The following is a 24,268-nucleotide window of genomic DNA, read 5'->3' as shown; positions in this document are numbered from 1 at the left end:
ATGAGCGTCAACGCAAGCCAACCCTGGCCTTACCCCGGCGCACGCTGGTGGAAGTTCGATTTCCATACCCACACCCCGGCTTCCAAGGATTCGAGCGCCTGGCAGGCCGCCATCGGCACGGCCGATGAGCTGACGCCGCAGACCTGGCTGCTCAAATACATGGCTGCCGAAATCGACTGCGTGGCTGTCACCGACCACAACACAGGCGAGTGGATCGACAGGCTCAAGGTGGCCTATGCGCAGATGAAGCGAGAGGCCGATGCGGGTACGCCGCCGGGCGGCTTCCGCGAGCTCTACCTGTTCCCCGGTGTGGAAATCTCGGTGCAGGGTGGCCTCCATATGCTGGCGATCTTCGACCCGTCCGCCACCAGTCAGACCATCAGCGACCTGCTGGCGCAGGTGGACTACCAAGGCACGCGCGGCGACAGCGATGGCGTCACCCGCATCGGCGCCGCCCAGGTGGTGGAGCGCATTCTGGCGGCGGGGGGCCTTGCTATCCCGGCGCACGTCGACGGCGACAAGGGGTTGTTGCGGGTCGAGCCTAGTACGCGTAAATGCATGATGGATGCCAATACGGTTAAGGCGGTCTTGCAGGAGCCCGGCATCCTGGCGCTGGAGTGGACCGCATCCTCCAGCCCCGTGCCGATGGTGCTGGATGAACTGAAACTGCGCTTTGCCAGCGTGGTGGGCAGCGATTGTCACAGCTTCCAAGGTACGGCTGTTCCCGGTTCGCGCTACACCTGGATCAAGATGGCCCGGCCCAGTCTGGAAGGCTTGCGCCTTGCCTTGCTGGATGGGCAGGAAGTCTCCGTTCGGCGCAGCGATGAGAGCAACGGCTTTGCGCCGTTCAATACGCCCGAGCATTTCATCGAATCGATTGAAATCCGCGACGCACGTTACATGGGGCGCGGCAGGACGCCTGCGAGCTTGCCGCTCAACCCCTACTTCAATGCTTTGATCGGTGGACGTGGGACCGGCAAATCGACCGTCGTGCATGCCCTGCGCCTGGCCTATCGCCGTGAGAAGGAGCTGTCGCTCAGCTCGGAAGCCGGGCAGACCTTCAAGCGTTTCAATCAGGTTGCCAGGAGCCGCAATGACGAAGGCGGCCTGCGGGCAGATACGGCCATCTGCGTGCAAGTGCAGCGCGATGGCATGCCCTATCGCCTGATCTGGCGGCAGGATGGCCAGGGCCACGCGGTGGAGGAATGGAACGCCGCCACGGGCAGTTTCAAGCCTTCGGCCAGTCAGGCCGTCACCGAGCAACGCTTTCCGGTGCGCCTGTTCAGCCAGGGGCAGATCGCCGCGCTGGCCGGAGACAGCCAACAGGCGCTGCTCAAGGTGATTGACGATGCGGCGGGCACGCAATCGCAGCAGGCCGCTTTCGAGGAAGCCAAGCGTGCCTTCCTCGCCGCACGGGCACAAATGCGCGAGCTGGACGGCAAGCTGCAAGGGCGTGAGGCGTTGACGCTGGCCCTGCAAGACATTCAGCGCAAGCTGGCCCGCTTCGAGGGCGCCGATCATGCCGCCCTGCTGAAAAACTATCAGCGCACCAACCGGCAGAGCCGTGAGTTGGAACGCCAGTTCGACGCCTCCGCCGAGCTGGCAACCCGCTTGAAAGCGCTTGCCGACGATCTGTTGGCGGAAGACTTGCCGGAAGGCTTGTTCGATACCGCCGAGGACGGCCCGGCACTGGGCATTGTCCAGGCGCTGCACGCCGCCATCGCCAAGGCGCAGCAGGACGTCGAGCGCGCGGCAAACGTGCTGCAGGAGCGAGGGCAAGTCCTGAGGGGTGAGCTGGAGGCTTCGCCCTGGTTTGCGCGGATCGGCGCGGCCAAGGCGGCTTACGAGCAGCTCAAGGCCGACTTGCAGCAACAAGGCGTCAGCGACCCCAGCGAGTACGGCCGCCTGGTGCAAGAAAAGCAGCGCCTGGAAACCGAGCTGAAGAAGCTGGAAGCCTTGCAGAAGCAGCACGCCGAGTTGCGCGAGAAGGCCCAATCGCTGCTGGAGCAGGTGCAATCGGCCCGCCGCGCCATCAGCGCCCAACGGAGCGCATTTCTGCAGGCCACGCTGCAAGGCAATCCCTTTGTGCGCATCGAGCTGATCCCGTACAGCCGGGACGCACAGAGCATCGAGCGCTCCTTGCGGGAGGTGCTTGGGGCCGCTGAAGGCAAGTACGTGGACGACCTGTATCAAGAGCAAGAGGGGGCATCCCCCAAAGGGCTCGTGGCCGATCTGCTGGGCACGGTTGATCTGGTCGAGCAGCCGGGCGTATGGGATACGGCGGCCTTCGAGCAGGCGCTATTGACGCAGAAGAAACGCATGTCGCAAGCCAGTGGCGGACAGGCGGAGTTTGGCGGCTGGTTCAATAAATTCCTGAAAGCGGAAGCCGACAAGCGCCCGGAATTCATCGATCACATTCTGTGCTGGTTCCCTGAAGACGGTTTGCAGGTGGAATACAGCCGCAAAGGTGACGGGCGGGACTTTCAGTCCATCGGCCAGGCGTCCGCCGGGCAGCGCGCGGCGGCCATGCTGGCCTTCCTGCTGGCGCACGGCAACGAGCCGCTGGTGCTCGACCAGCCAGAAGATGACCTGGATAACCACCTGATCTACGGACTGGTCGTGCAGCAGATCCGCAGCAACAAACTGCGCCGTCAGCTCATCATCGTGACCCACAACCCCAACATCGTGGTCAATGGCGATGCGGAGTTGATCCACGTACTGGACTTCAACCACCAGTGCCATGTGAAGCAAACCGGATCTTTGCAGGATCAGGCCATGCGCCGCGAAGTCTGCCAAGTGATGGAAGGCGGCGAAGAAGCGTTCGAACGGCGTTACCAACGCCTGGGAAGAGAGGTTTGACATGTTCGACCACATCGCCGACCTGATCGACAAGATTCGCTTGGGAGAGGACTCCTATCTGGAGTTGAAGGAAGTCCGCTTTGCCGGTCAAAAGGTGTCAGCCCCCCATAAAGATTCGCTGGCCGATGAGCTGGCCGCCTTCGCCAACAGCCGGGGTGGTGTGTGCGTGCTCGGCGTGGACGACACCCGTGAAGTGCTCGGTATCCCGCTGGAGCGCCTGGATCTGGTGGAGGATTTCGTCCGGCAGATTTGCCTGGACAGCATCACCCCGCCGCTCGCGCCGGTGATCGAGCGTCTGAGCCTACCCAGCACGTCAGGCGAGCCCTTTCCGGTGCTGAAGATCGATATCGCAAGCAGCCTGTTCGTGCATAAAAGCCCGGGCGGCTATCTGCACCGCGTGGGCAGTGCCAAGCGTGAAATGGCTCCGGACTATCTGGCGCGGCTGTTCCAGCAACGCAGCCAGGCGCGCATCATCCGCTTCGACGAGCAGCCGGTGCCTGGCGCCACACTCGACGACCTTGTAGATGATCTGTGGCAACGTTTTGCCAGTCCGCGCGTGCAGGATTCGCGCGAGGTGCTGCTGGACAAACTGGCCATGGCGCGCCCCGATGCCGACGGCGCACTTCGGCCTACCATCGCCGGCGTGCTGATGGCGAGCAGAGACCCTCGCCGCTGGCTGCCAAATGCCTTCATTCAGGCCGTGGCATACCGTGGCACCGAGGTGCTGCCGCAAGGTGACACAGCCTATCAGCTCGACGCCCAGGACATCACGGGGCCGCTGGATGCCCAGGTGCTGGCGGCTTGCCACTTCGTCCGCAAGAACATGCAGGTCTATGCCACCAAGAATGAGGGCCGGCACGACCTGCCGCAGTACGACATGACCGCCGTCTTCGAGGCCCTGGTCAATGCCGTTGCACACCGGGATTACTCGATCCATGGCGCCAAAATCCGCTTGCGGATGTTTGCGGACCGGCTGGAGCTGTATTCGCCAGGCGCCATCCCCAACACCATGACGGTGGAGAGCCTTCCCTACCGCCAGGCCGCGCGAAACGAAGCCGTCACCAGCCTGCTGGCCAAATGTTCCGTGCCCGAAGCGGACAAAGCGATCACGGGCCGCAGCGCCATGATGGACAAGCGTGGTGAAGGGGTTCAGATCATTCTGGATCAGAGCGAACGACTGTCCGGCAAGCGGCCGGTTTACAGGTTAGTGGATGACTCCGAGCTGTTGCTGGTCATCCCCGCTGCCGAACCGCCCGCAGCAGCTGAATGAGATTGAGAAAATAAGGAAGCACCATGGCCAAGGCTGAAGCCAGCGTTGAAGAATTGGTCTCGATGATCGAGCGCGGTGAGCTGCGCTTACCGGAGATGCAACGGCAGTATGTCTGGCGCTCCACGCGCGTGCGCGACTTGCTCGACTCTCTGTATCGGGGCTATCCCTCGGGGGCGATTCTGCTGTGGGAAACCGATGAGGCCGTGCCCCTGCAAAGCTTTGCCGTCAGCCAAAGCAATAACCCTTATCAGAGCACCCGCCTGTTGCTCGATGGACAACAGCGTCTGACCTCGTTGTCTGCCGTCATTCGTGGCGAGCCGGTGTCGGTGCGCGGTCGCCGTCGGCCCATCGATTTGCTGTTCAATCTGGAGCATCCCGACCAACTGGCCGTCGTGACCGAAGTGGATGAGAACGGCGATGACGCCGAAGTCGATGAGGAAGGCGAACTGGGCGGCGACGAGGCCGACGCCAGCGAAGACGAACTGCTGACGCGCTTCAACAAAATGACCTTCGTGGTGGCGACCCGGAAGCTGGAGCAGTTGCCGCAGTGGGTGAAGGTATCCGAAGTCTTCAAGACCGACAGCGATGCGCCTTTCCTCAAACGTGCGGGCATCAGTGGCTTTGATGATCCGCGTTACGAGAAATACAGTCAGCGCCTGGCCCGGCTACGCGGCATTCGCAAGTACGTGTATCGCATGGACGTGCTGGAGCGAACACTGTCCTACGACGAGGTCACGGAAATCTTCGTGCGGGTCAACTCGCTGGGCGCCAAGCTGCGCAGCTCCGATCTGGCTCTGGCGCAGATCACGGCCAAATGGCGGCACTCGCTGCAGACCTTCCTGGACTTCCAGAGTGCTTGCGCCCAGAACGGTTTCGAGCTTGATCTGGGTTTGCACCTGAAGAATTTGATGGCCTTTGCCACCGGGCAATCCCGTTTTCTGACCGTCGGCAGCCTGACCCTGGACATACTGCAGCAAGCGTGGAAAGAAGCCTGCGAGGGAATGGAATTTGCCCTCAATTTCGCACGCAGCAATCTGGGTATCGACAGCCCTGCCTTGCTGTCATCGCCCTTCTTACTGGTGGTACTGGCCTACTTTGGACACCGCCGCGACTATGCCCTCAGCACGGAAGAGGCGCAGCAGTTGCGCTACTGGGCCTTGGCCGCCAATGCCAAAGGCCGTTTCTCGCGGGGTTCCAGTGAGACCATTCTGGATCAGGATTTGGCGACCATCCGCAATGGCGGCGGCGTCAATGAACTGATCGACCGGTTGCGTCTGCAGTTCGGCCGCCTTGACATCACGCCGGAAGAGCTGGAGGGGCGCAACCAGCGCAGTGCGCTGTTCAAGACCATGTTCCTAGCGTTTCGTGCGGCAGGCGCCAAGGATTGGCGCAGCCACCTGGCCATTGCTCTGGACCACTCGGGCAGTCAGCACCGCTTGCAGTTTCATCACATTTTCCCCAAGGCATTGCTGCGCGGCAGCTACAACCCTCGCGAGGCCGACGACATCGCCAACCTGGCTTTCATCGGCGGCAAAACCAATCGCGCGATCAGCGACAAAGCGCCTGTGACCTACCTGTTGCCGCTGGTGGCGCAGCACGGTGCAGCACCATTCGCCGCACAGTGCATCCCGGTGGAGGAGGAACTGCTGGCACTGGATCACTACAAGGCGTTCTTGCAAGAGCGCCGTAAACGCATCGCGGCGGCACTGAATGCTTTCATCCATGCGACCGCTTGAGCTGTCAGCGCCACCTTGTTGCCACACTGTTCCCCACATGTCGCCACAATGCTGCCGACATGTTCAACACAATGTTGCCACGCTGTTCACCACATTGACGCCACCTTGTGCACACAGTGTTGCCACCATGCCTGACACATTCCGGCCGGGACGCAGCCCAAGATTCGCTTGTCCCCAGCACGATGAGCACATTCTTTGTGGTGGCTCGCGAGAGCACAAAGAATGTGGCCGCTGGGCTCGATTTCGCCAGAAATCGGGCGCGGCGGCGTGGGGACAACGAATGGTCAATGCGTCCAGCCTGCACCTTATGAAACCCCGCTGCGGCCATGCGCCGGGTTGCCGCCCTGTGCGGCTGGTGGGTGAGAGCATGCCGCAAAGGGCATGCCTGCTCGGTGGTGGGAGACTGAACTGACATGGCCAACCCTCGCTCGCTGGTCTACGCGCTTTACACCCATTGGGACACCGTAGAGCTTTTGGTGCGGCTGTCGCGCGAGTTTGCCGTGCTGACCAGCGATCAGGTGTTGAACGGTATTGCCAAGGTATTCGGGCAACGGGATGCCGAAACGCAGGGCGCGGTGCTGCGTGCCCTGGTCAATGCGGACATCCTGCAAACCTTGCCGCGCAGCAGCGATCTGCAGCTCAATGCCTATGTGTTGGAGTTCGTGCGCGGTCTCACCCGTGAACATGAGCTGGGCCTAGCTGCCGTACTGCAGGCGCGTGTTGCGGCCATCCGTGAAGCCACCGAAGCACTCAATGAAGGGATGCTCGGGGCCGACATGGATCGCGTGCGCGGAGCCGCCAACAAGCTAGCAGAACTCTTCCGCCAGGTCAGTCTGCAGCTCGATCAGGACCGGCACGCGCTCTTTGAGCTGGCGGAAAACGCCAAAAGCGCCGACAGCAGCATGCCGATCAGCCAGCGCTACCGCGCGGTGCTGGAAGCCTACGATCATTATGTGGAGCCGATGAACCAGATGATGGACAGCGGCTCGCAGGGCACCTTCTATCGCTATCTGGAAGAAGCGGAGCGTGCGCTCGACTTGAGCCTAGAGCAATTGTCGGTACAGGGCGCACTGTACTCACATCGCCTGCAGTTGCGTCAGGTGGCGCACCAGGCCAAGGAGCTGCGGCGCTTTGGCCGACTGGTGGCGCAACAGTGCGCCGATACACTGCTGCCCTTGCGCGAAGAGCTGCGTCAGCACAACGCGCTGACCAGTGCCATCAGCTTGCTGTTGGGGCAGGTGCGCAAACGCGGCCTGCGTCGCGCACTGTCGCGCCCGACGGATAAGACCGCACTCCCCGTCTGGCGCAATGAGCGCGGTTTCAAATTGCAATTGGGCGATGAGGTGCGGGCGATCATGGCTGCCGTGCGCCAATACCAGCCGCAGGCGGTGGCCTTTCCGCAGGATGAACCCGGCGATGACGTTCCGTTGCTGGAGCAGGTGGACGAAGGCGCTATTCGTGCGCATCTGGCCCTCAGCTTGCCGGTGGAAAATCTGCTCGATTGGCTGCACAGCCATTACGCCCACCTGCAGGATGCCACCCTGCTGCGCCTGTTCCATGACCTGCAACATGAGCCTGGCTGGCAGTTCGAGGGCGCCAGCCAGCCTGAAAAAACCACATTGCAGACGATTCGCGTCCTGCATCACCCTCACCGCGTGAGTATCCCGTAATGACGATCCCACAAGCTCTGGCAGCCGCGCTGTCGCAGATGCCGACATTGGCCGAGCTGTTCCGCCTGTTTCTCTCCGGCAAACACCTGAATCGAATAGCCGAGCCCGCGCTGTGGGCGGAGCTGGAACAGCATGAGGCCAGCTATGTCGGCTTGTTTGCCGCGCTGGGGTTCGAGCTGCGCCTGGATGCCAGGGGCTTTGCCTGGTTTCACAACAGCGAGGCCAACAGCAACATCGGCAAGACGAGCCGCCAGCTGGCCTTGCTGTTCATGGTGATCTTCGATGTCCAGGCCAACGCCGGCAAGGCCCTGCAGCGCTTTACCGATTGGCTGATCGACAGCGCCTGGCTGGCCGAGGTCTACAAGCAACAGCAAGACCTGCTGGATGCCGAGGGTCTCAACCTCGATGCCCTGGTGGAGCTGCTGGGCCGCGCCTGCAACCTCGGCTTTGCAGTGCCAGAGCCGGCGGGCTGGCGACTGCTGCCCGCTGTATGCCGTTACCTCGATCATTTCGAGAGCCTGGCGTTGACGGCCAAGACTGATGGCGACGAGCCGAGCGCGCCAACGGAGGAAGACTGGGCTGCGGATGCGCCAGACGACGAGGAGGACACCTGATGCAGTACGGCTTCCAACGTCTGGTCCTGCTGGGGAGTGCCGGCTACTCGCGCGCCGAGTTGCCGCTCGATGGTGCGGTCTCGCTGGTGGCGCCCAACAATACCGGCAAGACCAGCCTGATCAATGCCCTGCAGTTCCTGCTGATCATCGACCGCCGCCGCATGGATTTCGGCGCGCATGACGTAGACAAGAGCCGGCGCTTCTATTTTCCCAACAACAGCGCCTATGTGCTGTTAGAAGTATCGCTGCCGGAGTCCGGCACCGTGGTGCTGGGCTGCGTGGGCAAAGGGGTGAGCTTCGAGTACGAGTATTTCGCCTATGCCGGGCCGCTGAAGGTCGAGGAGTTCTGCCTGCCGGATGGCACCCTGGTGCCCCAACCGCAACTGGCCAGCCATCTGGCGAGCTTTGGGCGCCGGGTGTTCAGCTACAGCAGCAGCGAATTCGCCGACATGGTCTATGGCGGGCGTAGCCGCAAGCTCGCCAGTCAGCAGGATTTCTGCGTTTTCCGGCTGGAGCACGCCAGCGATGCCAGCGTTTTTCAGCGGGTGCTGACCCGCACGCTGCGCCTAGACAAACTGCGCTCCAGCGAGGTGAAAGACTATCTGCTGCAGATTTTCCGGCGCGATCTGCCGGATGCCAGCATCGACTTCAAGGCGGAATGGGACAAGGCATTCGCCGATCTCAACGCCGAACGCAGCCAGTACCTGGCCGCCGTGCGGCTGCAAGCCACCCTTGGCGAACTGGAACGGAAGCAGGAGGCCCGCCTGGTGTTGCGCGGCAAATTGCTGTGCTGGCGCCCCTTGATCGACGCGGCACTGGGGCAGTGGCAACAGCATTACGAGACCCGCCAGCAAACCTTGCAGCATGAGTTGGCGCAGTGCGATGCCGAGCTAACCCGCCTGCGCGAACAGGATATGCAGTCGGCTGGCGAGAAAAAAGAGTGCGAGTTGGAACAAAAGCAGCTCCGCCAGCAAAGCGAACAGTTGCGTGCATTGCAGCAGCGTTTTGCCTTGATCCCCGACCGCGCCCTGCTGGAGGCGCGCCGGCGCGAGCTGCAGGAACAACGGGATGCGCTGGTGGTACGGATCGGCCAGGCCCAGAGCCGCACGCCAGCGGCCATCGAGCGCGAGCTGGCCCGGATCGAACGGGAATCCGCGCAGCTGGCGCAGGAGTTGCGCACCCAGGGGCAGAACCTCTATCAGCAACTGGCCGGTGTCGTATCTACGGAACAACTCAACGCGCTGAACAAGGTGCTGGCCAAGCCGGCACTGACCCTGGGCAGCGAAGATTTCCGTCTTGATGGCAAGGCCCTGCTTGCGGCCTTGGTCGATGCGAATGCCGAGCAATTCAATTTGCCTGGCCTGCAACTGCGGCTGGAAGCCCTGCCGGCACAGTATCAGCAACGGACCCTGGCGGAACTGAGCGAATTGCAGCAGGAGTTGCAGCAACAGCAGGTTCAGCTGCAAGAACAATTGGCCACCGCCCTGGCTCTGGAAAACGTCAAACAGCAACGCCAAGCGCTGGAGCAGCAACTAGCCGAACTGGATGCCGAATTGCGGGACTACGCGCACATGCAGGACTTGCGGCAAAGCGAGGCCGAGCGCGAGGAGCGGCTGCAGACACTGGCGAAAAAGCTCGCCGACCTCGGCGCCAGTCTGGCGCAGTCGGCAGAGCGGCACCGCGCATTGGATCAGCAGCGGCAGCAGCGGCAACAGGATTTGGCGGCCTTGCAGCAGCAACACCGGCAGATCGAGCAACGCCGTCATCAGCGAGTCGACCACGAAGGCCCCTTCGCCTGGCTGGCCGACCTGCCGCACAGCCCTTGGTTGGCCCAGCCCGAGTTCGCGCTGGAGCAACTGGCCGAGCGACTGCAGACCTATCAGGTCGACTGCCGCCAGTTGCTGGAGCTGGATGAGCAGATCCGCCATCTGCTGGGTGAAATCCATAGCGGCGGATTGACCAAGTATCAGTTTGTCGGCGAACCGGAAAGCGAGATTGTTCGTCTCGTTGAGTTCGCCCATCACCTGCCGCAGGAAGCCGAAGCCCTGGAAAAGAAAGTACGCTCGGCGGTGGTGAATGTGGCAGCCTGCCTGCGCGAACTGCGCGACGGCCTGTTTGCTTTCAAGCGCCGGATGCGCGAGTTCAACCGCAAGATCAGCGGCCGGCAACTTTCCGATCTGGCAGTGTTCAAGATCGAACCCGAAGACGAAACCATTCTGGTCGAGGCCATTGAACTGCTGATCAGTACCGCCGCCACTGTGGACAGTGGCGAAACCTTCGAACTGTTCAACCAGCAGAGCGTGCTCGACGATGATCAACTCAATCGCGCCAAGACTCTGCTGATCGAAGAGGGCAACGCCCGCCATGGACTGCGTGTGGCCGACCTGTTTCGCCTCCGCTTCTGGGTCGGCAAGGCAGATCGCGAGCCGGAAGCCTTCGATGACCTCGACAGTGCCGCCTCCAATGGCACCGTGCTGATGGCCAAACTGGTGACGGGGCTGGCGATGCTGCATCTGATGCAGGATCAGCGTCGCCCCATTCAGGGCATCTGCTATCTGGACGAGGCACTGGCCCTGGACGCCCGCAATCAGCGCAGCTTGATCGACACGGCGGCGGAGTTCGGCTTCTCGTTGATTTTTGCCTCGCCCGCGCCGCTGACGACCGTGCGCTACTGCGTGCCGATTCACACGCGCAACGGCAGCAACCAGATCAGCCGCCATAGCTGGCAGGTCATCGAACCGCTGGATGCCTGAGTATGGATCGAACCCTGCGCGCAGCCTTGCTCAAACTGCATGGCCAACAAGCCCTGCCGGCCAGCTATTTCACCGCCGCTCAGCGCAGCGCTCTGGATCGCTTTGCCCGGCAGACAGGAGCGGTAATCTGCCAGCGTCAGGGGCGCGGTGATGTTTACCGTGTCAGCGATCCGCGACTATTCGATATCCATCTGAGCGCACTCTCCCCCCAAGTCGGGATGCTGGCCACGGACGACCTGCCGCTGCGGGCGCAACACATCGCCCACGCGCGCGACAGCAAAGCGCGCAATCATCAGCATGAGTGCTACTACCCCTTGCTCAAGGCCGTTGGCGAAAAGGTTCTCTGGCGGCAAGGCGAACACGGGAGCGAACTGCCACTCAGCCAGCTCACGCACCACTTCGGGGCTACCAGCCTGCGCATTGAAACTGGCGACACCTGGCAAAGCGGGCAGCCGCTCTGGCTGGTGGAGAACCAGGCGCTGTTTGACCGCACGGATTGGCTGCCAGTAGGAACGCAAGCCACCCTGCTGTACTACGGCGGACAGCTTGATGGCCGGCTTCTCGCTTGGCTGGGGCAGCGCCCGCGTGCAAGCCGTGTCGTACTGTTCCCGGACTATGACGGCGTGGGGCTGGCCAATTTCGTGCGACTCTTTGCACAGCTTGGCGACACTTGCGAATGCTGGCTGATGCCCGACTGGCAAAGCAAACTGGCACGCTATGGTAGCCAGCGGCTATGGCAGGATACGCTTCGGGAGTTCACCAGTGCTGTTCTGCAGTTGCCTGATTATCTGGGCCCGTTAACCGAACAAATGCGCCAATCCGGACTGGCGCTCGAACAAGAAGCGGTCTGGCTATCTGTTCTGTAGGTGCCCTTTGAGTAAGCTCGCAATGTCACCTGGGGCCAGGCCAGCCTCTAGGGACCGCCTCAGCGCCTGCTCCAGTTGTTGCCAGCCCTGCGCTGAAGTGACATTACTGCCTAATGTTTCGGTCAGACGGAACATCAGCCCTTCCAGCAGTTCTTCGTCACCCACGTCCGCTGCGGCCTGCTCCGCCAGCGCCAAGAGGACGTTGTGTGCTGATGCCAACGAGTCGATTGGCACCCCGGCCAATGCTGCAGGGGTGCTGATGACACGATCCACCCTGACGACTGTCGCCAAATCAAGGGCTTGATCGACGCCCGGCTCGATCTCCATGCGGATCAGCACATCGCCAGCCAACAGAAAGCGGGTCTTGATAAGCCCCGGCTGCTCATCCTGAAACAACCACACCGACTGCTTGTCGGCCAGCAGCTTGCCTAGCACGAGCTTGCTGTCATCCAGTGCCCCACGATCCTGCCACTGGTGCAACACGTCGGTACGCAGGCGCCCGCCTTCCACACCGAGGTGGTGCAACAGGCCGACTAGTCGTTTGGCGGAGATCACCTGCTCCTTGCCACGTAGCCAGACCGAGAGGTTGGCAGTGCGGATACCGGTGGCTTCAGCGATCCGCCCCAGCGTTTCCCCGCGCAGTCGTATCAAGGCGGCGGCAAAGCCTGGCAATTGTTCGTTGGCAAGGGTTGGCATGTCGAGCCCTGTGAATTCACTGTAAATCACTATAAGACTTATTGGCCGACAAGACGAGAGTGCGGAGTTTGGCGATTCGCGCAAACCGCTGTTATAGTAATTTATAGTTAGACTATTCGGGAGGCCATCATGCGTAAGCCAAAGCAAGCCCGTCCGTTGCGCCTGCGGGAATACGAAGCAGCCATTGCTGCACTCAAGGAGCAGCATCCCTGGCTTGCCCGGCAAATCGTCGAACCCGCGCCGGGGCATTTGGCCGTGGTGGCACATCTGTTTGCCCAGGTGGAATACCTGCTGCCACCCGCGGTGGTCGCACGAAAGGGCTCACTGTCAGTGAGCTGCAACCGGGATCGCTTGGCCATTCATTACCAGCCGCCGCGACGCCACAGCGAACGTGCAGCAGCAGTGTTCGATCTGATTGCCCAGACCAAGCACCTTTCGCTGCAAAAATGCCCCGTTTGCGGTGTACAGGTTGTCGGGGACGGCATCCGTCCGCAACGCTGTCCGCAACACGACGGCATCCAAGGATTGTTTGCCGAAGAAGTGCGCCGCAGCCGCCAGCTCATCGTCGAACAGAGGGTACAGCAGGTGGTGCACGATCTGGGCAAGGTGACGACTGAAGATGTACGCGCCGCCATGGCTGTTGAGGATGAGCCCGTCCCGAGTGAAGCCAAACCGGAACAGGTTCAGGAGCAGCCGACAGAAACCGCTAAATCAATACTCTTGCCGAGCATCGTCTTTCTCGATGAAGCCGGGCTGGAGACGTTCGTGGATCGCCACCGACCGAAAGGCGACGACAAGTTCAAGCGCGCACAGGCGATGGCGGAGCGGATCAAGCGGGCGGGCCATGGTAGCCGCCAACTGGGCCTGCTGCCCCCGGACTGGAAAGCCCTTCTGGATGAGTTCGCGCGGGCCTTTCCAAACTTCCATGAACTGGCCGAGCTGATGCGTGATCACTTCGCCTTGTCCAGTCTGGGCGATGGCCGGGTGTCCTGGCCTGCCGTGTTGCTGGTCGGCCCGGCGGGCATCGGCAAAACCGAGGCGGCACGCTGGCTTGCCGATCAGCTCGTGCTACCGTTCCGGGTCTTCGACATAGCGAGTACGCAATCAAGTTCGCCGCTCGCCGGTTCCGAATCATTTTGGAGCAATTCCGAGCCAGGCCAGCTCTTTGAGCTGTTGGCCTACCAGCCACTGGCCAACCCGGTGGTGGTACTCGATGAACTGGACAAGGCCAGTAACGGCAGACCGCAATACGATCCGCTGGCAGCACTCTATACCTTGCTGGAACCGCGCAGTGCGCGGGATTTCATCGACCTGTCGATCCGCGACTTTGCCATCGACGCCAGTCATGTCAATTGGATGGCGACCGCGAATGAGCTGGAGGCGATTCCGGGGCCGCTACGCTCACGGTTGACGGTGTTGCACATTCAACCGCCCAGGCCGGAGCAGGTCAGAAGCATTGCGCAGTCGATTTACAACCGACTCCGCGACGAGTCGAGCTGGGGCAACGCCTTTGCCGAGAGGCTGGATGATGATGTCCTGTCCCGTCTGCAAGCCTTGCCGCCGCGCAGTGTGCGTCTGGTTCTTCAGCGGGCCTTGGGCTCGGCAGCTCGTGATGGCAGGAGGGTTGTCCAAGTGCGAGACATCAGGCCACTAATTGAGCTCAATCGTCGAGGCGTAGGATTTACTGGGGATGGTTGGGATTGAGCTAGGTAGGATAACTTGTGCCATTAATCATGCAACGTGGCGACTCAACATTCAAATGCTGCTATTTGTGCTAGCTAAAATGCTTGCACGGTGAGATGTTGTTTTTTCACACCGTTTGAACAAAATGACAGAAAAGATGAACCAACCGTGCGCCGTCCTGGTGCGACCACGCATCTACATCGGCGATGGGATCGCCATCGGTCCCGGCAAGATCGACCTGTTGCGGGCAGTCGGCGAGACCCGCTCCATTGCAGCAGCGGCCCGTTCTCTCGGCGTTCCCTACAAGCGCGCCTGGCTGCTGATCGATTCCCTGAATCAAGGGTTTGGGCGTCCGGTTGTCGAAACCGCGACTGGCGGCAAAGGCGGTGGTGGCGCATCCCTGACAACGTTGGGGCAGCAGCTCATCGCGTGTTACGACACGCTGGAAGCCAGTCTCAACGCCAGCGCAGGCAAGGAACTGCAAGCCCTGCGCGAGCTGGCGAACTGATCCACTCTTGATTTCGGTTATGGCTTGGCATGGATGGTGCTGTATGCTTTGCGTTATATCTTTTTTGACCTAACGATGTAGCGAACCCGACAAAGGCATCTTCGACGGGTTCGGTTGCGCCACAACTTGACGAGATGGAACCGCCCATGAAACTCCTGCGCCCCTTGCTGCTCGCCTGTTCGCTGCTGTTCGCGGCGACGGCGCATGCCGAGAAAGTCACCGTCGCGGCGGCGGCCGATCTGAAGTTCGCGATGGGTGAAATCGTCGCCACCTTCAAGAAGGCCCACCCCGCCGACGAGGTGGAAGTCATCTACGGCTCATCTGGCAAGTTCCACACGCAGATTCAGCAGGGTGCGCCCTATGACTTGTATTTCTCGGCCGACATCGCCTTCCCGCGCGAGCTGGCCAAGGCGGGCTTTGCCGCCTCGGAGGTCAAACCCTATGCCTTCGGCCGCATCGTGCTGTGGAGCGCGGGCATGGATGCCAGCAAGATGACGCTGGCCAGCCTGACCGATCCCAAGATCGCCCGCATCGCCATCGCCAACCCCAAGCACGCGCCCTACGGCAAGCGCGCCGAGGAAGCCTTGCGCGCCTCCGGCCTGTGGGAAAAGGTCGAGCCGAAGCTGGTCTATGGCGAGAACATCGCCCACACGGCCCAGTTTGTGCAGACCGGCAATGCCCAGGTCGGCATCATCGCGCTGGCCCTGGCGGTCAATCCCGAGTTGGCCAACAAAGGGGGTTACTGGCTGATTCCCGACAAGCTGCACGAGCCGCTGGAGCAGGGCTTCGTCATCACTAAGCGGGCCGCAGGCAACGCCCTGGCCCGCCGCTTCGCCGACTACATGGGCAGCCAGCCGGCGCGGGCCGTGATGACCAGGTACGGCTTCGTCCTGCCGGGCGAAGCCGCCGGCAAGTAGGGCGCGGCCATGAGCGCGCCCGTCCGCAACGGCCAAGGCTTCGTCGCCGGTTCGTTGATCGGCACCCTAGGCGGCCTGATCGGCCTCGGCGGGGCCGAATTCCGCCTGCCGGTGCTGGTCGGCGTGTTCCGTCTCGGCGCCTTGGAGGCCGTCATCCTCAACAAGGCCATGAGCCTGGTCGTGGTCGCCGCCGCGCTGCTGTTCCGGGGCGGCACGATTGCGCCGGACACGCTGGCCGACCACCTCGACGTGGTGCTGAACCTGCTCGCGGGCAGTCTCGTCGGGGCCTGGTGGGCGGCAGGCCATGCCATCACCTTGGCCCGCCAGTGGCTCAATCGCATCATTCTGGTTCTATTGATCGGCTTGTCCCTGGTCATGCTCTCGGAAGCTTGGGCCGGTGTGCATGAAGGCAGTACGCCATTGTTCGAGGCCGGGCCGCTGCGCCTTATGGCCGGTCTGGTCGCTGGCCTGGGCATCGGCATGGTCGCCGCCTTGCTGGGTGTGGCCGGTGGCGAGCTGCTGATTCCGGTCATCGTGTTGCTCTACGGCCTGGACATCAAGCTCGCGGGCAGTCTGTCGCTGATGGTCAGCCTGCCGACCATGATCGTCGGCTTCGCCCGCTACACCCGCGCCGACGCCTTCCAGGTGCTGCGCGAGGAACGACCGCTGATGGGCTGGATGGTGAGTGGCTCTATCCTGGGCGCAGCCATCGGCGGCCTGCTGCTCGGCCTGGTGCCGACCGGCGCGCTGATGGGCCTGCTCGGCATCGTCCTGCTGGTCTCGGCCATCAAGACCTTCCAGCACGCGCATTGAGCGGGAGGGAACATGCTGACCGATAGCGATCTGCAAGCCCTCTGGCTGACCGTGCGCCTGGCGGGCATCGTCACCCTGATCCTGCTGCTGGTCGGCACGCCCATCGCCTGGTGGCTGGCCCGCACCAAGGCGTGGTGGAAAGGCCCCATCGGTGCGGTGGTGGCCTTGCCCTTGGTGTTGCCACCTTCGGTACTGGGCTTTTACCTCTTGCTGGCGATGGGGCCGAACGGGCCGGTAGGCCAACTCACCCAGGCGCTGGGACTCGGCCCGCTGCCCTTCACCTTCTGGGGGCTGGTCATCGCCTCGGTGTTCTACTCCCTGCCCTTCATGGTGCAACCGCTGCAAACAGCCTTCGAGGCCGTGGGCGACCGGCCGCTGGAGGTGGCCGCCACCCTGCGCGCGTCACCCGTGGATGCCTTCTTCACCGTCGCGGTGCCGCTGGCCGCACCGGGCTTCCTGACGGCCTCGGTCCTGACCTTTGCCCACACGGTGGGCGAGTTCGGCGTCGTGCTGATGATCGGCGGCAACCTGCCGGGCGTCACAAGGGTCGCCTCGGTGCAGATTTACGACCACGTAGAGGCCTTGGAATACATGCAGGCGCACCGCCTCGCGGCGGTGATGCTGATCTTCTCCTTCCTCGTGCTGCTGGCTCTGTACGCCTGGCGACCCAATCCGAAGAAGGGAGGCTGAGATGGCGGGCATCGATGCATGTTTCCGACTCGACTGGCCGGGCTTCTCCCTCGCCGTGGATCTCAGCCTGCCCGGCCGGGGTGTGACCGCCCTGTTCGGGCACTCGGGTTCCGGCAAGACCACGCTGCTGCGCTGCATCGCCGGTCTGGAACGCGCACCGCAAGGGCGGCTCACCGTCGCTGGTCAAGTGTGGCAGGACGCCGGGCACTGGGTGCCAACCCACCAGCGGCCCATCGGCTACGTGTTCCAGGAGGCCAGCCTGTTCGCCCATCTGACGGTGTTGGGTAACCTGCGCTACGGCATGAAGCGCAACGGCGAGGCGCAGCGCGTGAGCCTCGACCGCGCCATCGAGCTGCTGGGCATCGGGCATCTGCTCGACCGCAAGCCGGATCGCCTCTCCGGCGGCGAACGCCAGCGGGTGGGCATCGCCCGCGCCCTGGCGGTCAGCCCGCGTCTGCTGCTGATGGACGAGCCTTTGGCCGCGCTCGACCTGAAGCGCAAGCAGGAAATCCTGCCCTACCTGGAGCGTCTGCACGACGAGCTGGACATTCCAGTGCTTTACGTCAGCCACTCGCCGGACGAGGTGGCACGGCTGGCTGACCACCTGGTGGCGATGGAAGGCGGGAGGGTACTGGCCAGCGGGCCGCTGGCCGAGACGCTGGCCCGCCTCGATCTGCCGATCCGGCTCGGCGAGGATGCCGGGGCAATCCTCGACGGTACGGTGGGCGAAGTGGACGGCAACTGGCACCTGGCGCGTGTCGATTTCGACGGCGGCAGTCTGTGGGCGCGTGACCATGGTCTGACGGTTGGCCGCCGCGTCCGGGTGCGGGTGTTGGCGCGGGATGTGAGCCTGGCCATCGAGCCTGGACAGGGCAGCATTCAGAATGTGTTGCGCGGCGTGGTGGACGCGATGGGCGGTGATGACCATCCTGGTCTCGCGTTGGTGCGGGTCAGGGTGGGTGAGGCGGTGCTGCTGGCACGCTTGACCAAGCGGGCCGTGAGCACGCTGGGCGTGGGCGTTGGCATGCCGATCTGGGTGCAGGTCAAATCGGTGGCGCTGCTGGAATGAACGCAGGTCTTGATTCGGAAAGGTGGACGTGGATCGCCTGATACTCGAACGGCAGCAGGTCTGGATTTACCTGAGCGCCATCCTGGCCGGTCTGCTCGTGGGCAGCCTGTGGCCGAGCACGCACGCGGTGCTCGAAACATTGCTGTGGCCCACTCTGGCACTGCTGCTGTTCGCCACCTTTGTGCAGGTGCCGCTGCTGCATGTGCGCGAGGCCTTCGCGGATCGTCGTTTCGTGACGGCCGTGCTGGCCGGGAACTTCGTCATCCTGCCGTTGCTGGTCTGGGGCATGGTGCAGTTCCTGCCAAACGAGCCGGTGCTGCGGCTGGGCGTGTTGCTGGTTCTGCTGGTGCCCTGCACGGACTGGTTCATCACGTTCAGCCAGCTCGCGGGCGGCAACGTACCGCGCGCCATCGCGGTGACGCCCATCAACCTGCTGTTGCAGTTACTCCTGTTGCCGCTGTACCTGTGGGGGATGATGGGCGATGATTTCTCGAGGGTGGTGCGTCCTGAACAGGTGTGGCCGGCCTTGCTGGTTGTTCTGCTGCCGCTCCTTGCCGCGGTGTCAGCGGAGCGCTGGACCGAAGCCCGCAGCCATCGGTCCAGGGTACGAGAGCACCTCGCCTGGTGGCCCGTGCCCTTGCTGGCCACGGTGGTGTTCCTGATCGCTGCCGCGCAGGTGGGCACCGTTCGGCAGGCGCTGGGCTTGCTGCCGGTGATCGTGCCGCTGTTCGTGGTGTTTCTGGTGCTCGCTGCCATGCTCGCCAAGATCCTGGCCTGGTGGCTGAAGCTGCCCGTCAATCAGGGCCGCACCCTGGCGTTCAGCCTGGGCACGCGCAATTCCTTCGTGGTACTGCCCTTTGCCCTGTCGCTGCCCGCCGGATGGGAAGTGGCGGCGGTGGTGATCGTGGTGCAGTCGCTGGTCGAACTCTTCGGCATGGTGGCCTACCTGTGGTGGGTGCCCCGCAGCCTCTTCAAGTAAGGACCATCATGGAAAAATGGGTTTTCTACGCCTTCGTGTCGATGTTCTTCGCCGGCTTCACGTCGGTGATCGCCAAGATGGGCCTGGCAGGTATTTCGGGCGAACTGGGTCTTACCATCCGCACGCTCTTCGTGTGTGGGTTCGTGCTGATCTTTGCCTGGCTGGCAGTGCCGTTTCAGGAGCTGGCCTTGGTCGGTCAGCGCAATCTGCTGTGGCTGGGGCTGTCCGGCGTAACCACTGCCCTGTCCTGGATTTTTTACTACAAGGCGCTCAAGGTCGGCGACGTGGCCACGGTGGCGCTGATCGACAAGGGCAGCGTGGTCGTCGCCATGCTGCTGGCCTGGCTGCTGCTGCGCGAAGTCATCACCTGGCGCATGGTGGCCGGCGCTGCGCTGATCGTGGCAGGGTTGCTGGTGATCGCCCGCAGATAGCACCGGCTTCAGACATCGCCAGTCATGCCGAACTCGATAGGCGTCTTGACATAGAAAACCCGCACGTTCTCATCCCGCAGGCGCGCAAACAAGCGCTCCGCCTCATCGGCGGTCACCGCCATGGTGACTTCTAGCGGCTGGTCGGCCTGCTCGAAGAAATGTGAGGAATGGATGCGGCCTGCGTGCCCATAGCCCTCGGCGGCCGTCGTCAAGGTCGCACCGCGCAGCCCCAGCCGCCGGGCTTCTTCGAGCAGCCACTCGCCAAGCGGCGTGCATCCATGCCGCCGATCCTGCTGTGTGAAAAACGTCAGTTGGTAGCCTTGCATGCCGGTCTCCTGAATCAGAATCGTTTGAAAGCCGCGACCGTGCCAAGGCCGATTAGGGTCATCAGCAGCGAGCCGCCGACATGAACCGTGATGGCCGTCGCCGCCATGGCAAGTCGCCCCTGCTGGATCAATGTCGTGACTTCAGCAGAAAAGGTCGAGAACGTGGTCAGCCCGCCGAGAAAGCCGGTAATGATCAGCAAACGCCACTCGGGCGCCAGGTTCGGCGCAGCGGCAAAGACCGCCAACGCGACGCCGATGAGGTAGCCCCCGATCAGGTTGGCGGCCACAGTGCCCGGTGGGATCGCGGGAAACAGGGTGTTGAGCGATAAGCCCAGCAGCCACCGCGATACAGCCCCGAGCGAGGCACCGATGCTGATGGCAAGTATGGAATGGAGCATGCCTTGTCCTCATGGTTTCTTGTTGAAACCGGACTGGCGGGCAAACACCTACGCCCCCAGTCCGGGGTCTGCGTAGGCATCATCAGCCGCAGGCGCGGCGGTTGGCGGAGGAATGCCATCTCCGTGAAGCCCTGATATTTTATCCGGGCTGGTGCGATGGCACCAGAGATGGCATTCAGGGGCAACTGTCATCGCAGCAGCAGGGTAGGAATGGTCGATGAGCGAAGTAGCTCGGTTGTCTTGCTGCCGAACAGCAGGCTGCGCAGCGGTGAGTGACCGAACGCACCCATGATCAGCATATCGATGGACTGCGCTTTCACCGTCTTGGCAATGATGCTTTCCGCATCGCCGGGAATCAGCGAGGCGGTCACATCGAAGCCTGCCGCTTCCAAGGTGGTCTTGGCCCAGTCGAGCTGCTTGGGGGCATCCGGACTTTCCTTGCCAGCCATCAGCAGATAGATCGGCAGACCACGGAACAGCGGGCTGCCCGCAACCATCTCGACGCCACGCCGGGTCACGTTGCCGCCATCGAAGGCAATCATCACGCGCTGCGGCTCCTTGAAGCCTTCCGTTACGGTCAGGATCGGCTTGTGCAGGGCGCGCACGACGCGTTCGACGTTTCGGCCAAGGTCGCGTTGGGTGGTCTCTGCGGCTTCGCCACGGCGACCCAAAACCAGCAGGCGCACGCCCTCAGCCTGCTCTGCAAGCGTTTCCTCCAGTTCGCCGTGCCGCTGGCGAACATCGACCAGTGAGGTCCCATAAGCGATGGCCCGCTCACGCAGTCGGTTGAGGAAGAGGCGGCCTTGCTCGCGGGCATGCTTGGTGCGGGCCTCGTCTTCGGAGGAGAGCTTGGTCAGCAGATTTTCCTGGGCGTCGATGCCGATGGCGCCGCTGTGATCCTCGCTCGATCCCAATTCGGGGTGGCGGTCGATGACGTGCAGAAACTCCAGTGGCGCATCCATGCGCCGAGCTGCCCATGCAGCGTAGTCGGCCACGTAGTCGGCGAAGTGGGATTGATCCACGCAGGCCAGCACTTTGTTTTCGTTGTTCATGATCTTGTCTCCTATCAGTGGCCCATCAGCATGTCGTCGGCACCGTCTTTGTCATGCACGGCGAACTTGTCCACCAGTGTGGCGCTGGCTTCGTTCAAACCGATGACCTCCACCTCGGTGGCTTCACGGCGGAACTTGATGACCACCTTATCCAGGGCACTGACGGCGGTGATGTCCCAGAAATGGGCGCGGCTCACGTCGATGCGCACCTTTTCGATGACTTCTTTGTAGTCGAAGGCATTGATGAATCGATCCGCCGAAGCGAAGAACACCTGACCGGTGATGGTGTAGCTGCGCACGCGGCCTTCGTCCTCGGTGCGAGAGGTGACGCGCAGAATCTGGCCGACCTTGTGCGCGAAGAAGAAGCCTGACAGCAGCACGCCGACCAGCACGCCCTTGGCCAAGTCGTGGGTGCCGACCGTCACTACCACGGTGGCCAGCATCACCACGCTGGAGCTTTTGGGGTGCTCGCGCAAATTGCGGATCGAGGCCCAGTTGAAGGTGCCGATGGACACCATGATCATCACGGCGACCAGCGCCGCCATCGGGATGCGGGCTACCCAGTCACCGATAAACACCACCATCAGGAGCAAGAAGACACCTGCGGCCAGGGTGGAGAGTCGGCCACGGCCACCGGACTTCACGTTGATGACCGACTGGCCAATCATGGCGCAGCCTGCCATGCCACCCAAGAAGCCAGTGGCGATATTCGCCACCCCTTGGCCCACGCATTCGCGGTTCTTGTTGCTGTTGGAGTCGGTCAAGTCATCGACGATGGAGGCCGTCATCATGGATTCCAGCAGGCCGACGACCGCCAGGGTGGCCGAGACCGGGAAGATGATCGCTAGCGTTTCGAGGTTCAGTGGCACATCCGGCAGCAGGAACACCGGCAGGCTGTCGGGCAGCTGGCCCATGTCGCCCACGGTGCGAATGTCGAGGCCGAGGAAGATCGCGACGCCGGTCAGTACAACGATGGCAACCAGCGGCGACGGCACCGCCTTGGTGATGTAGGGAAAGCCGTAAATGATGCCGAGGCCCGCCGCCGTCATGGCATAGACGTGCCACGTCACATTGGTCAGCTCAGGCAACTGCGCCATGAAGATCAGGATGGCCAGCGCATTGACGAAGCCGGTGATGACCGAGCGCGAGACGAAACGCATCAAGGCGCCGAGCTTGAGCCAGCCCGCAATGATCTGGAGCACGCCAGTCAGCACCGTGGCGGCCAGCAGATATTGCAAGCCGTGCTCTTTGACGAGCGTGACCATGACCAGCGCCATCGCGCCCGTCGCAGCAGAAATCATTCCAGGGCGACCACCTGCGAAGGCGATGATCGCCGCGATGCTGAACGAGGCGTAGAGGCCGACCTTGGGATCGACGCCAGCGATGATCGAGAAGGCGATGGCTTCGGGGATCAGCGCCAGCGCGACGACGAGGCCCGCTAGCAGGTCGTTTCGGACATTGGATAGCCAGTCCTGGCGTAAGGATTTCATCATTCTTCTATTCCGTGGTGGTTGCCAGCCAGTGGTGGCGGTTGGGGCGAACACAAGCGCGTCTTCCCGACCAGCGGAATAGAGAACAAACCCCGAGTGATCCGGGGCCAGCAAGACGCAGCGAATCGGACGTGCAGCCTCGTGCGAGCGTGGTGTGCGGTTGAAGCTGGCTCGCAGCGAGAAAGAGACTTACACGGGTAGGAACTCCGATAGTGGCTTGCTGGTTCTTTGGGGAAGTATAATTTTATCGCATATGTGGCGGCGCAACAATGCAGTAAGGCTGCGTCATTGTTTGGCGCCCCAGTCGCGACAAGACATCGTAAAAGGTTTCCGAACGATTTGTATCGTGGAATGCGTGATCTCGAAGCGTTCGTGCAACGAATCCTCAATGCGCCTTAAAAACGAGTCGTCCTGCTGCCAAGTCGGCATCACCAAGTGCGCGGTCATGGCGGTTTGTGCCGTGTCAAGCGCCCAAATATGCAGATCGCGCACCGCCCGTACACCTTCCAGGTTGGCCAGATAGTCATGCACTGCCCGTGGGTCGATACCGTCTGGAACACCATCGAAGAGAAGGTGTAAGGACTGCCTGAAGAGGCTCCAGGTACCCCAGACGATGAGTGCTGCGATCAGCAGACTGACCACCGGGTCCAGCCAGATCCAGCCCATCCACAGCGTCAGGGCTCCAGCCACCACCACCCCCGCAGATACCAGCGCATCAGCAGCCATGTGCAGAAAAGCCCCCCGGATATTCAGGTCAGTATCGCGACCGCGCATGAACAGCAGTGCTGTTGCGGCATTGACGAGGATGCCCACACCTGCCACCGCCATAATCGTTGCACCTTCGTGGCCATTCGACACTTCCGGTGACGTCAAGCGTCCGACCGCTTCCCAGCCGAGCGCACCCATGGCCACAAGCAGGAGTAAGGCATTGGCAAATGCCGCGAGGATGCTGCCCTTTTTCCAGCCGTAAGTGTGACGTGGGGTTGCCCGCAGCTTGCCAGCCAGCGCGCCGCCCCACGCGAGCACCAAACCGGCCACATCGGCCAGGTTGTGCCCCGCATCGGCCAGCAAGGCCAAGGAGCCGGACGTCCAGCCATAGAAGGCTTCCACTCCGACGAAGACCAAGTTTAGCGCAATGCCGACGGCAAACGCCTTACTAAATCCGCCGGGTCCATGGCTGTGGTCGTGGCTCATTCAGGCACATCCTTGTGAGACGCGAAGCGCCTGATTGAGTTGATCGACCAGTTCCGCCCAATCGGAGTCCTGTTGCAGGGCTTCACGAAGAAATCTGGATTGCGCAGGAGTCCAATATGGCGCATCGGGCAAGGCGATTGTCCGGCCCGAGCGTCCGATGTGCGGCAATGAAGCGTCCAATGTCGTCCTGGTGATTCGGCAGACCCAACTGTGCGAACAGATCGTGAAAACGGTGGATGGCGGATTCCATTCTC

The 24,268-nt window shown here is 62.4% G+C and carries 23 protein-coding genes and 1 riboswitch; of the genes, 15 read left to right on the top strand and 8 right to left on the bottom strand.

Annotation, left to right across the window (positions count from 1 at the left end):
- From ACK4FZ_RS05250 to ACK4FZ_RS05220, 7 genes are all read left to right on the top strand, one after another.
- Positions 1-2,859 carry a TrlF family AAA-like ATPase gene (locus ACK4FZ_RS05250; RefSeq protein WP_409818606.1) on the top strand — a complete coding sequence of 953 codons (2,859 nt, stop codon included), beginning with the start codon at positions 1-3 and terminating at the stop codon, positions 2,857-2,859.
- A 1-nt stretch (position 2,860) separates the two neighbouring features.
- Positions 2,861-4,129 carry an ATP-binding protein gene (locus tag ACK4FZ_RS05245; RefSeq protein ID WP_409818605.1) on the top strand — a complete coding sequence of 423 codons (1,269 nt, stop codon included), beginning with the start codon at positions 2,861-2,863 and terminating at the stop codon, positions 4,127-4,129.
- A 23-nt stretch (positions 4,130-4,152) separates the two neighbouring features.
- Positions 4,153-5,865: a DUF262 domain-containing protein gene (locus ACK4FZ_RS05240; RefSeq protein ID WP_409818604.1), complete on the top strand. Its 1,713-nt coding sequence runs from the start codon at positions 4,153-4,155 to the stop codon at positions 5,863-5,865.
- A 413-nt stretch (positions 5,866-6,278) separates the two neighbouring features.
- The gene (locus ACK4FZ_RS05235) at positions 6,279-7,535 is read left to right on the top strand and encodes a hypothetical protein (RefSeq protein ID WP_409818603.1); all 1,257 of its coding nucleotides are present in this window, start codon (positions 6,279-6,281) and stop codon (positions 7,533-7,535) included.
- Positions 7,535-8,149 carry a condensin complex protein MksE gene (locus ACK4FZ_RS05230; RefSeq protein WP_409818602.1) on the top strand — a complete coding sequence of 205 codons (615 nt, stop codon included), beginning with the start codon at positions 7,535-7,537 and terminating at the stop codon, positions 8,147-8,149. The genes ACK4FZ_RS05235 and ACK4FZ_RS05230 overlap by 1 nt, the downstream gene beginning before the upstream one ends.
- Positions 8,149-10,902: a hypothetical protein gene (locus ACK4FZ_RS05225; RefSeq protein WP_409818601.1), complete on the top strand. Its 2,754-nt coding sequence runs from the start codon at positions 8,149-8,151 to the stop codon at positions 10,900-10,902. Before ACK4FZ_RS05230 ends, ACK4FZ_RS05225 begins: the two co-directional genes overlap by 1 nt.
- Positions 10,903-10,904: 2 nt before the next feature.
- Complete coding sequence (locus tag ACK4FZ_RS05220) at positions 10,905-11,768, top strand: hypothetical protein (RefSeq protein WP_409818599.1); 864 nt, start codon at positions 10,905-10,907, stop codon at positions 11,766-11,768.
- Here the strand turns inward: ACK4FZ_RS05220 and ACK4FZ_RS05215 are convergent.
- Positions 11,754-12,464 carry a hypothetical protein gene (locus ACK4FZ_RS05215; protein ID WP_298398327.1) on the bottom strand — a complete coding sequence of 237 codons (711 nt, stop codon included), beginning with the start codon at positions 12,462-12,464 and terminating at the stop codon, positions 11,754-11,756. The two genes, ACK4FZ_RS05220 and ACK4FZ_RS05215, sit on opposite strands and share 15 nt — an antisense overlap.
- A 129-nt stretch (positions 12,465-12,593) precedes the next feature.
- Between ACK4FZ_RS05215 and ACK4FZ_RS05210 the strand changes: the two genes are divergently transcribed.
- The 8 genes from ACK4FZ_RS05210 to ACK4FZ_RS05175 all read left to right on the top strand — a co-directional run bounded on the left by ACK4FZ_RS05210 (position 12,594) and on the right by ACK4FZ_RS05175 (position 19,554).
- Positions 12,594-14,168: an AAA family ATPase gene (locus ACK4FZ_RS05210; RefSeq protein ID WP_409818598.1), complete on the top strand. Its 1,575-nt coding sequence runs from the start codon at positions 12,594-12,596 to the stop codon at positions 14,166-14,168.
- Positions 14,169-14,304: 136 nt separating this feature from the next.
- Positions 14,305-14,655: a winged helix-turn-helix domain-containing protein gene (locus ACK4FZ_RS05205; RefSeq protein ID WP_409818596.1), complete on the top strand. Its 351-nt coding sequence runs from the start codon at positions 14,305-14,307 to the stop codon at positions 14,653-14,655.
- 146 nt (positions 14,656-14,801) lie between these two features.
- A complete protein-coding gene (modA, locus tag ACK4FZ_RS05200; protein ID WP_409818595.1) occupies positions 14,802-15,572 on the top strand; it encodes a molybdate ABC transporter substrate-binding protein in 771 nt (256 codons plus the stop codon).
- Positions 15,573-15,581: 9 nt separating this feature from the next.
- Positions 15,582-16,385, top strand: a complete 804-nt coding sequence (locus tag ACK4FZ_RS05195) for a sulfite exporter TauE/SafE family protein (RefSeq protein WP_409818593.1) — start codon at positions 15,582-15,584, stop codon at positions 16,383-16,385.
- Between the two features lie 12 nt (positions 16,386-16,397).
- Positions 16,398-17,075, top strand: coding sequence for a molybdate ABC transporter permease subunit (modB, locus tag ACK4FZ_RS05190; RefSeq protein WP_409818591.1), 678 nt, complete (start codon positions 16,398-16,400; stop codon positions 17,073-17,075).
- 1 nt (position 17,076) lies between these two features.
- Positions 17,077-18,144, top strand: a complete 1,068-nt coding sequence (gene modC / locus ACK4FZ_RS05185; protein ID WP_409818589.1) for a molybdenum ABC transporter ATP-binding protein — start codon at positions 17,077-17,079, stop codon at positions 18,142-18,144.
- Positions 18,145-18,172: 28 nt separating this feature from the next.
- Positions 18,173-19,123 carry an arsenic resistance protein gene (locus ACK4FZ_RS05180; RefSeq protein WP_409818587.1) on the top strand — a complete coding sequence of 317 codons (951 nt, stop codon included), beginning with the start codon at positions 18,173-18,175 and terminating at the stop codon, positions 19,121-19,123.
- An 8-nt stretch (positions 19,124-19,131) separates the two neighbouring features.
- On the top strand, positions 19,132-19,554 hold the full coding sequence (locus ACK4FZ_RS05175) for an EamA family transporter (protein WP_409818586.1): 423 nt from the start codon (positions 19,132-19,134) through the stop codon (positions 19,552-19,554).
- Positions 19,555-19,562: 8 nt separating this feature from the next.
- Here ACK4FZ_RS05175 and ACK4FZ_RS05170 read toward each other — a convergent pair whose 3' ends face one another.
- The 7 genes from ACK4FZ_RS05170 to ACK4FZ_RS05140 all read right to left on the bottom strand — a co-directional run bounded on the left by ACK4FZ_RS05170 (position 19,563) and on the right by ACK4FZ_RS05140 (position 24,264).
- Complete coding sequence (locus ACK4FZ_RS05170) at positions 19,563-19,880, bottom strand: DUF190 domain-containing protein (RefSeq protein ID WP_409818585.1); 318 nt, start codon at positions 19,878-19,880, stop codon at positions 19,563-19,565.
- Positions 19,881-19,894: 14 nt separating this feature from the next.
- On the bottom strand, positions 19,895-20,278 hold the full coding sequence (gene crcB, locus ACK4FZ_RS05165; RefSeq protein WP_409818584.1) for a fluoride efflux transporter CrcB: 384 nt from the start codon (positions 20,276-20,278) through the stop codon (positions 19,895-19,897).
- Between the two features lie 66 nt (positions 20,279-20,344).
- Positions 20,345-20,410, bottom strand: a riboswitch (Fluoride riboswitch).
- 56 nt (positions 20,411-20,466) lie between these two features.
- On the bottom strand, positions 20,467-21,330 hold the full coding sequence (locus ACK4FZ_RS05160; RefSeq protein ID WP_409818583.1) for a universal stress protein: 864 nt from the start codon (positions 21,328-21,330) through the stop codon (positions 20,467-20,469).
- A gap of 14 nt (positions 21,331-21,344) precedes the next feature.
- On the bottom strand, positions 21,345-22,823 hold the full coding sequence (locus tag ACK4FZ_RS05155; RefSeq protein ID WP_409818582.1) for a SulP family inorganic anion transporter: 1,479 nt from the start codon (positions 22,821-22,823) through the stop codon (positions 21,345-21,347).
- A gap of 282 nt (positions 22,824-23,105) precedes the next feature.
- Complete coding sequence (locus ACK4FZ_RS05150; RefSeq protein WP_409818581.1) at positions 23,106-24,014, bottom strand: cation diffusion facilitator family transporter; 909 nt, start codon at positions 24,012-24,014, stop codon at positions 23,106-23,108.
- A complete protein-coding gene (locus tag ACK4FZ_RS05145) occupies positions 24,015-24,146 on the bottom strand; it encodes a DUF2789 family protein (RefSeq protein WP_409818580.1) in 132 nt (43 codons plus the stop codon).
- Positions 24,097-24,264, bottom strand: coding sequence for a DUF2789 family protein (locus ACK4FZ_RS05140; protein WP_409818579.1), 168 nt, complete (start codon positions 24,262-24,264; stop codon positions 24,097-24,099). Before ACK4FZ_RS05140 ends, ACK4FZ_RS05145 begins: the two co-directional genes overlap by 50 nt.
- Between the last annotated feature and the right edge of the window lie 4 nt (positions 24,265-24,268).

The sequence above is a fragment of the Vogesella sp. genome (assembly GCF_046297735.1).
Taxonomy (GTDB): Bacteria; Pseudomonadota; Gammaproteobacteria; order Burkholderiales; family Chromobacteriaceae; genus Vogesella; species Vogesella urethralis.
The sequence above is the reverse complement of the archived record's forward strand: the minus strand, read 5'-3'. Positions and strand labels throughout refer to the sequence as shown.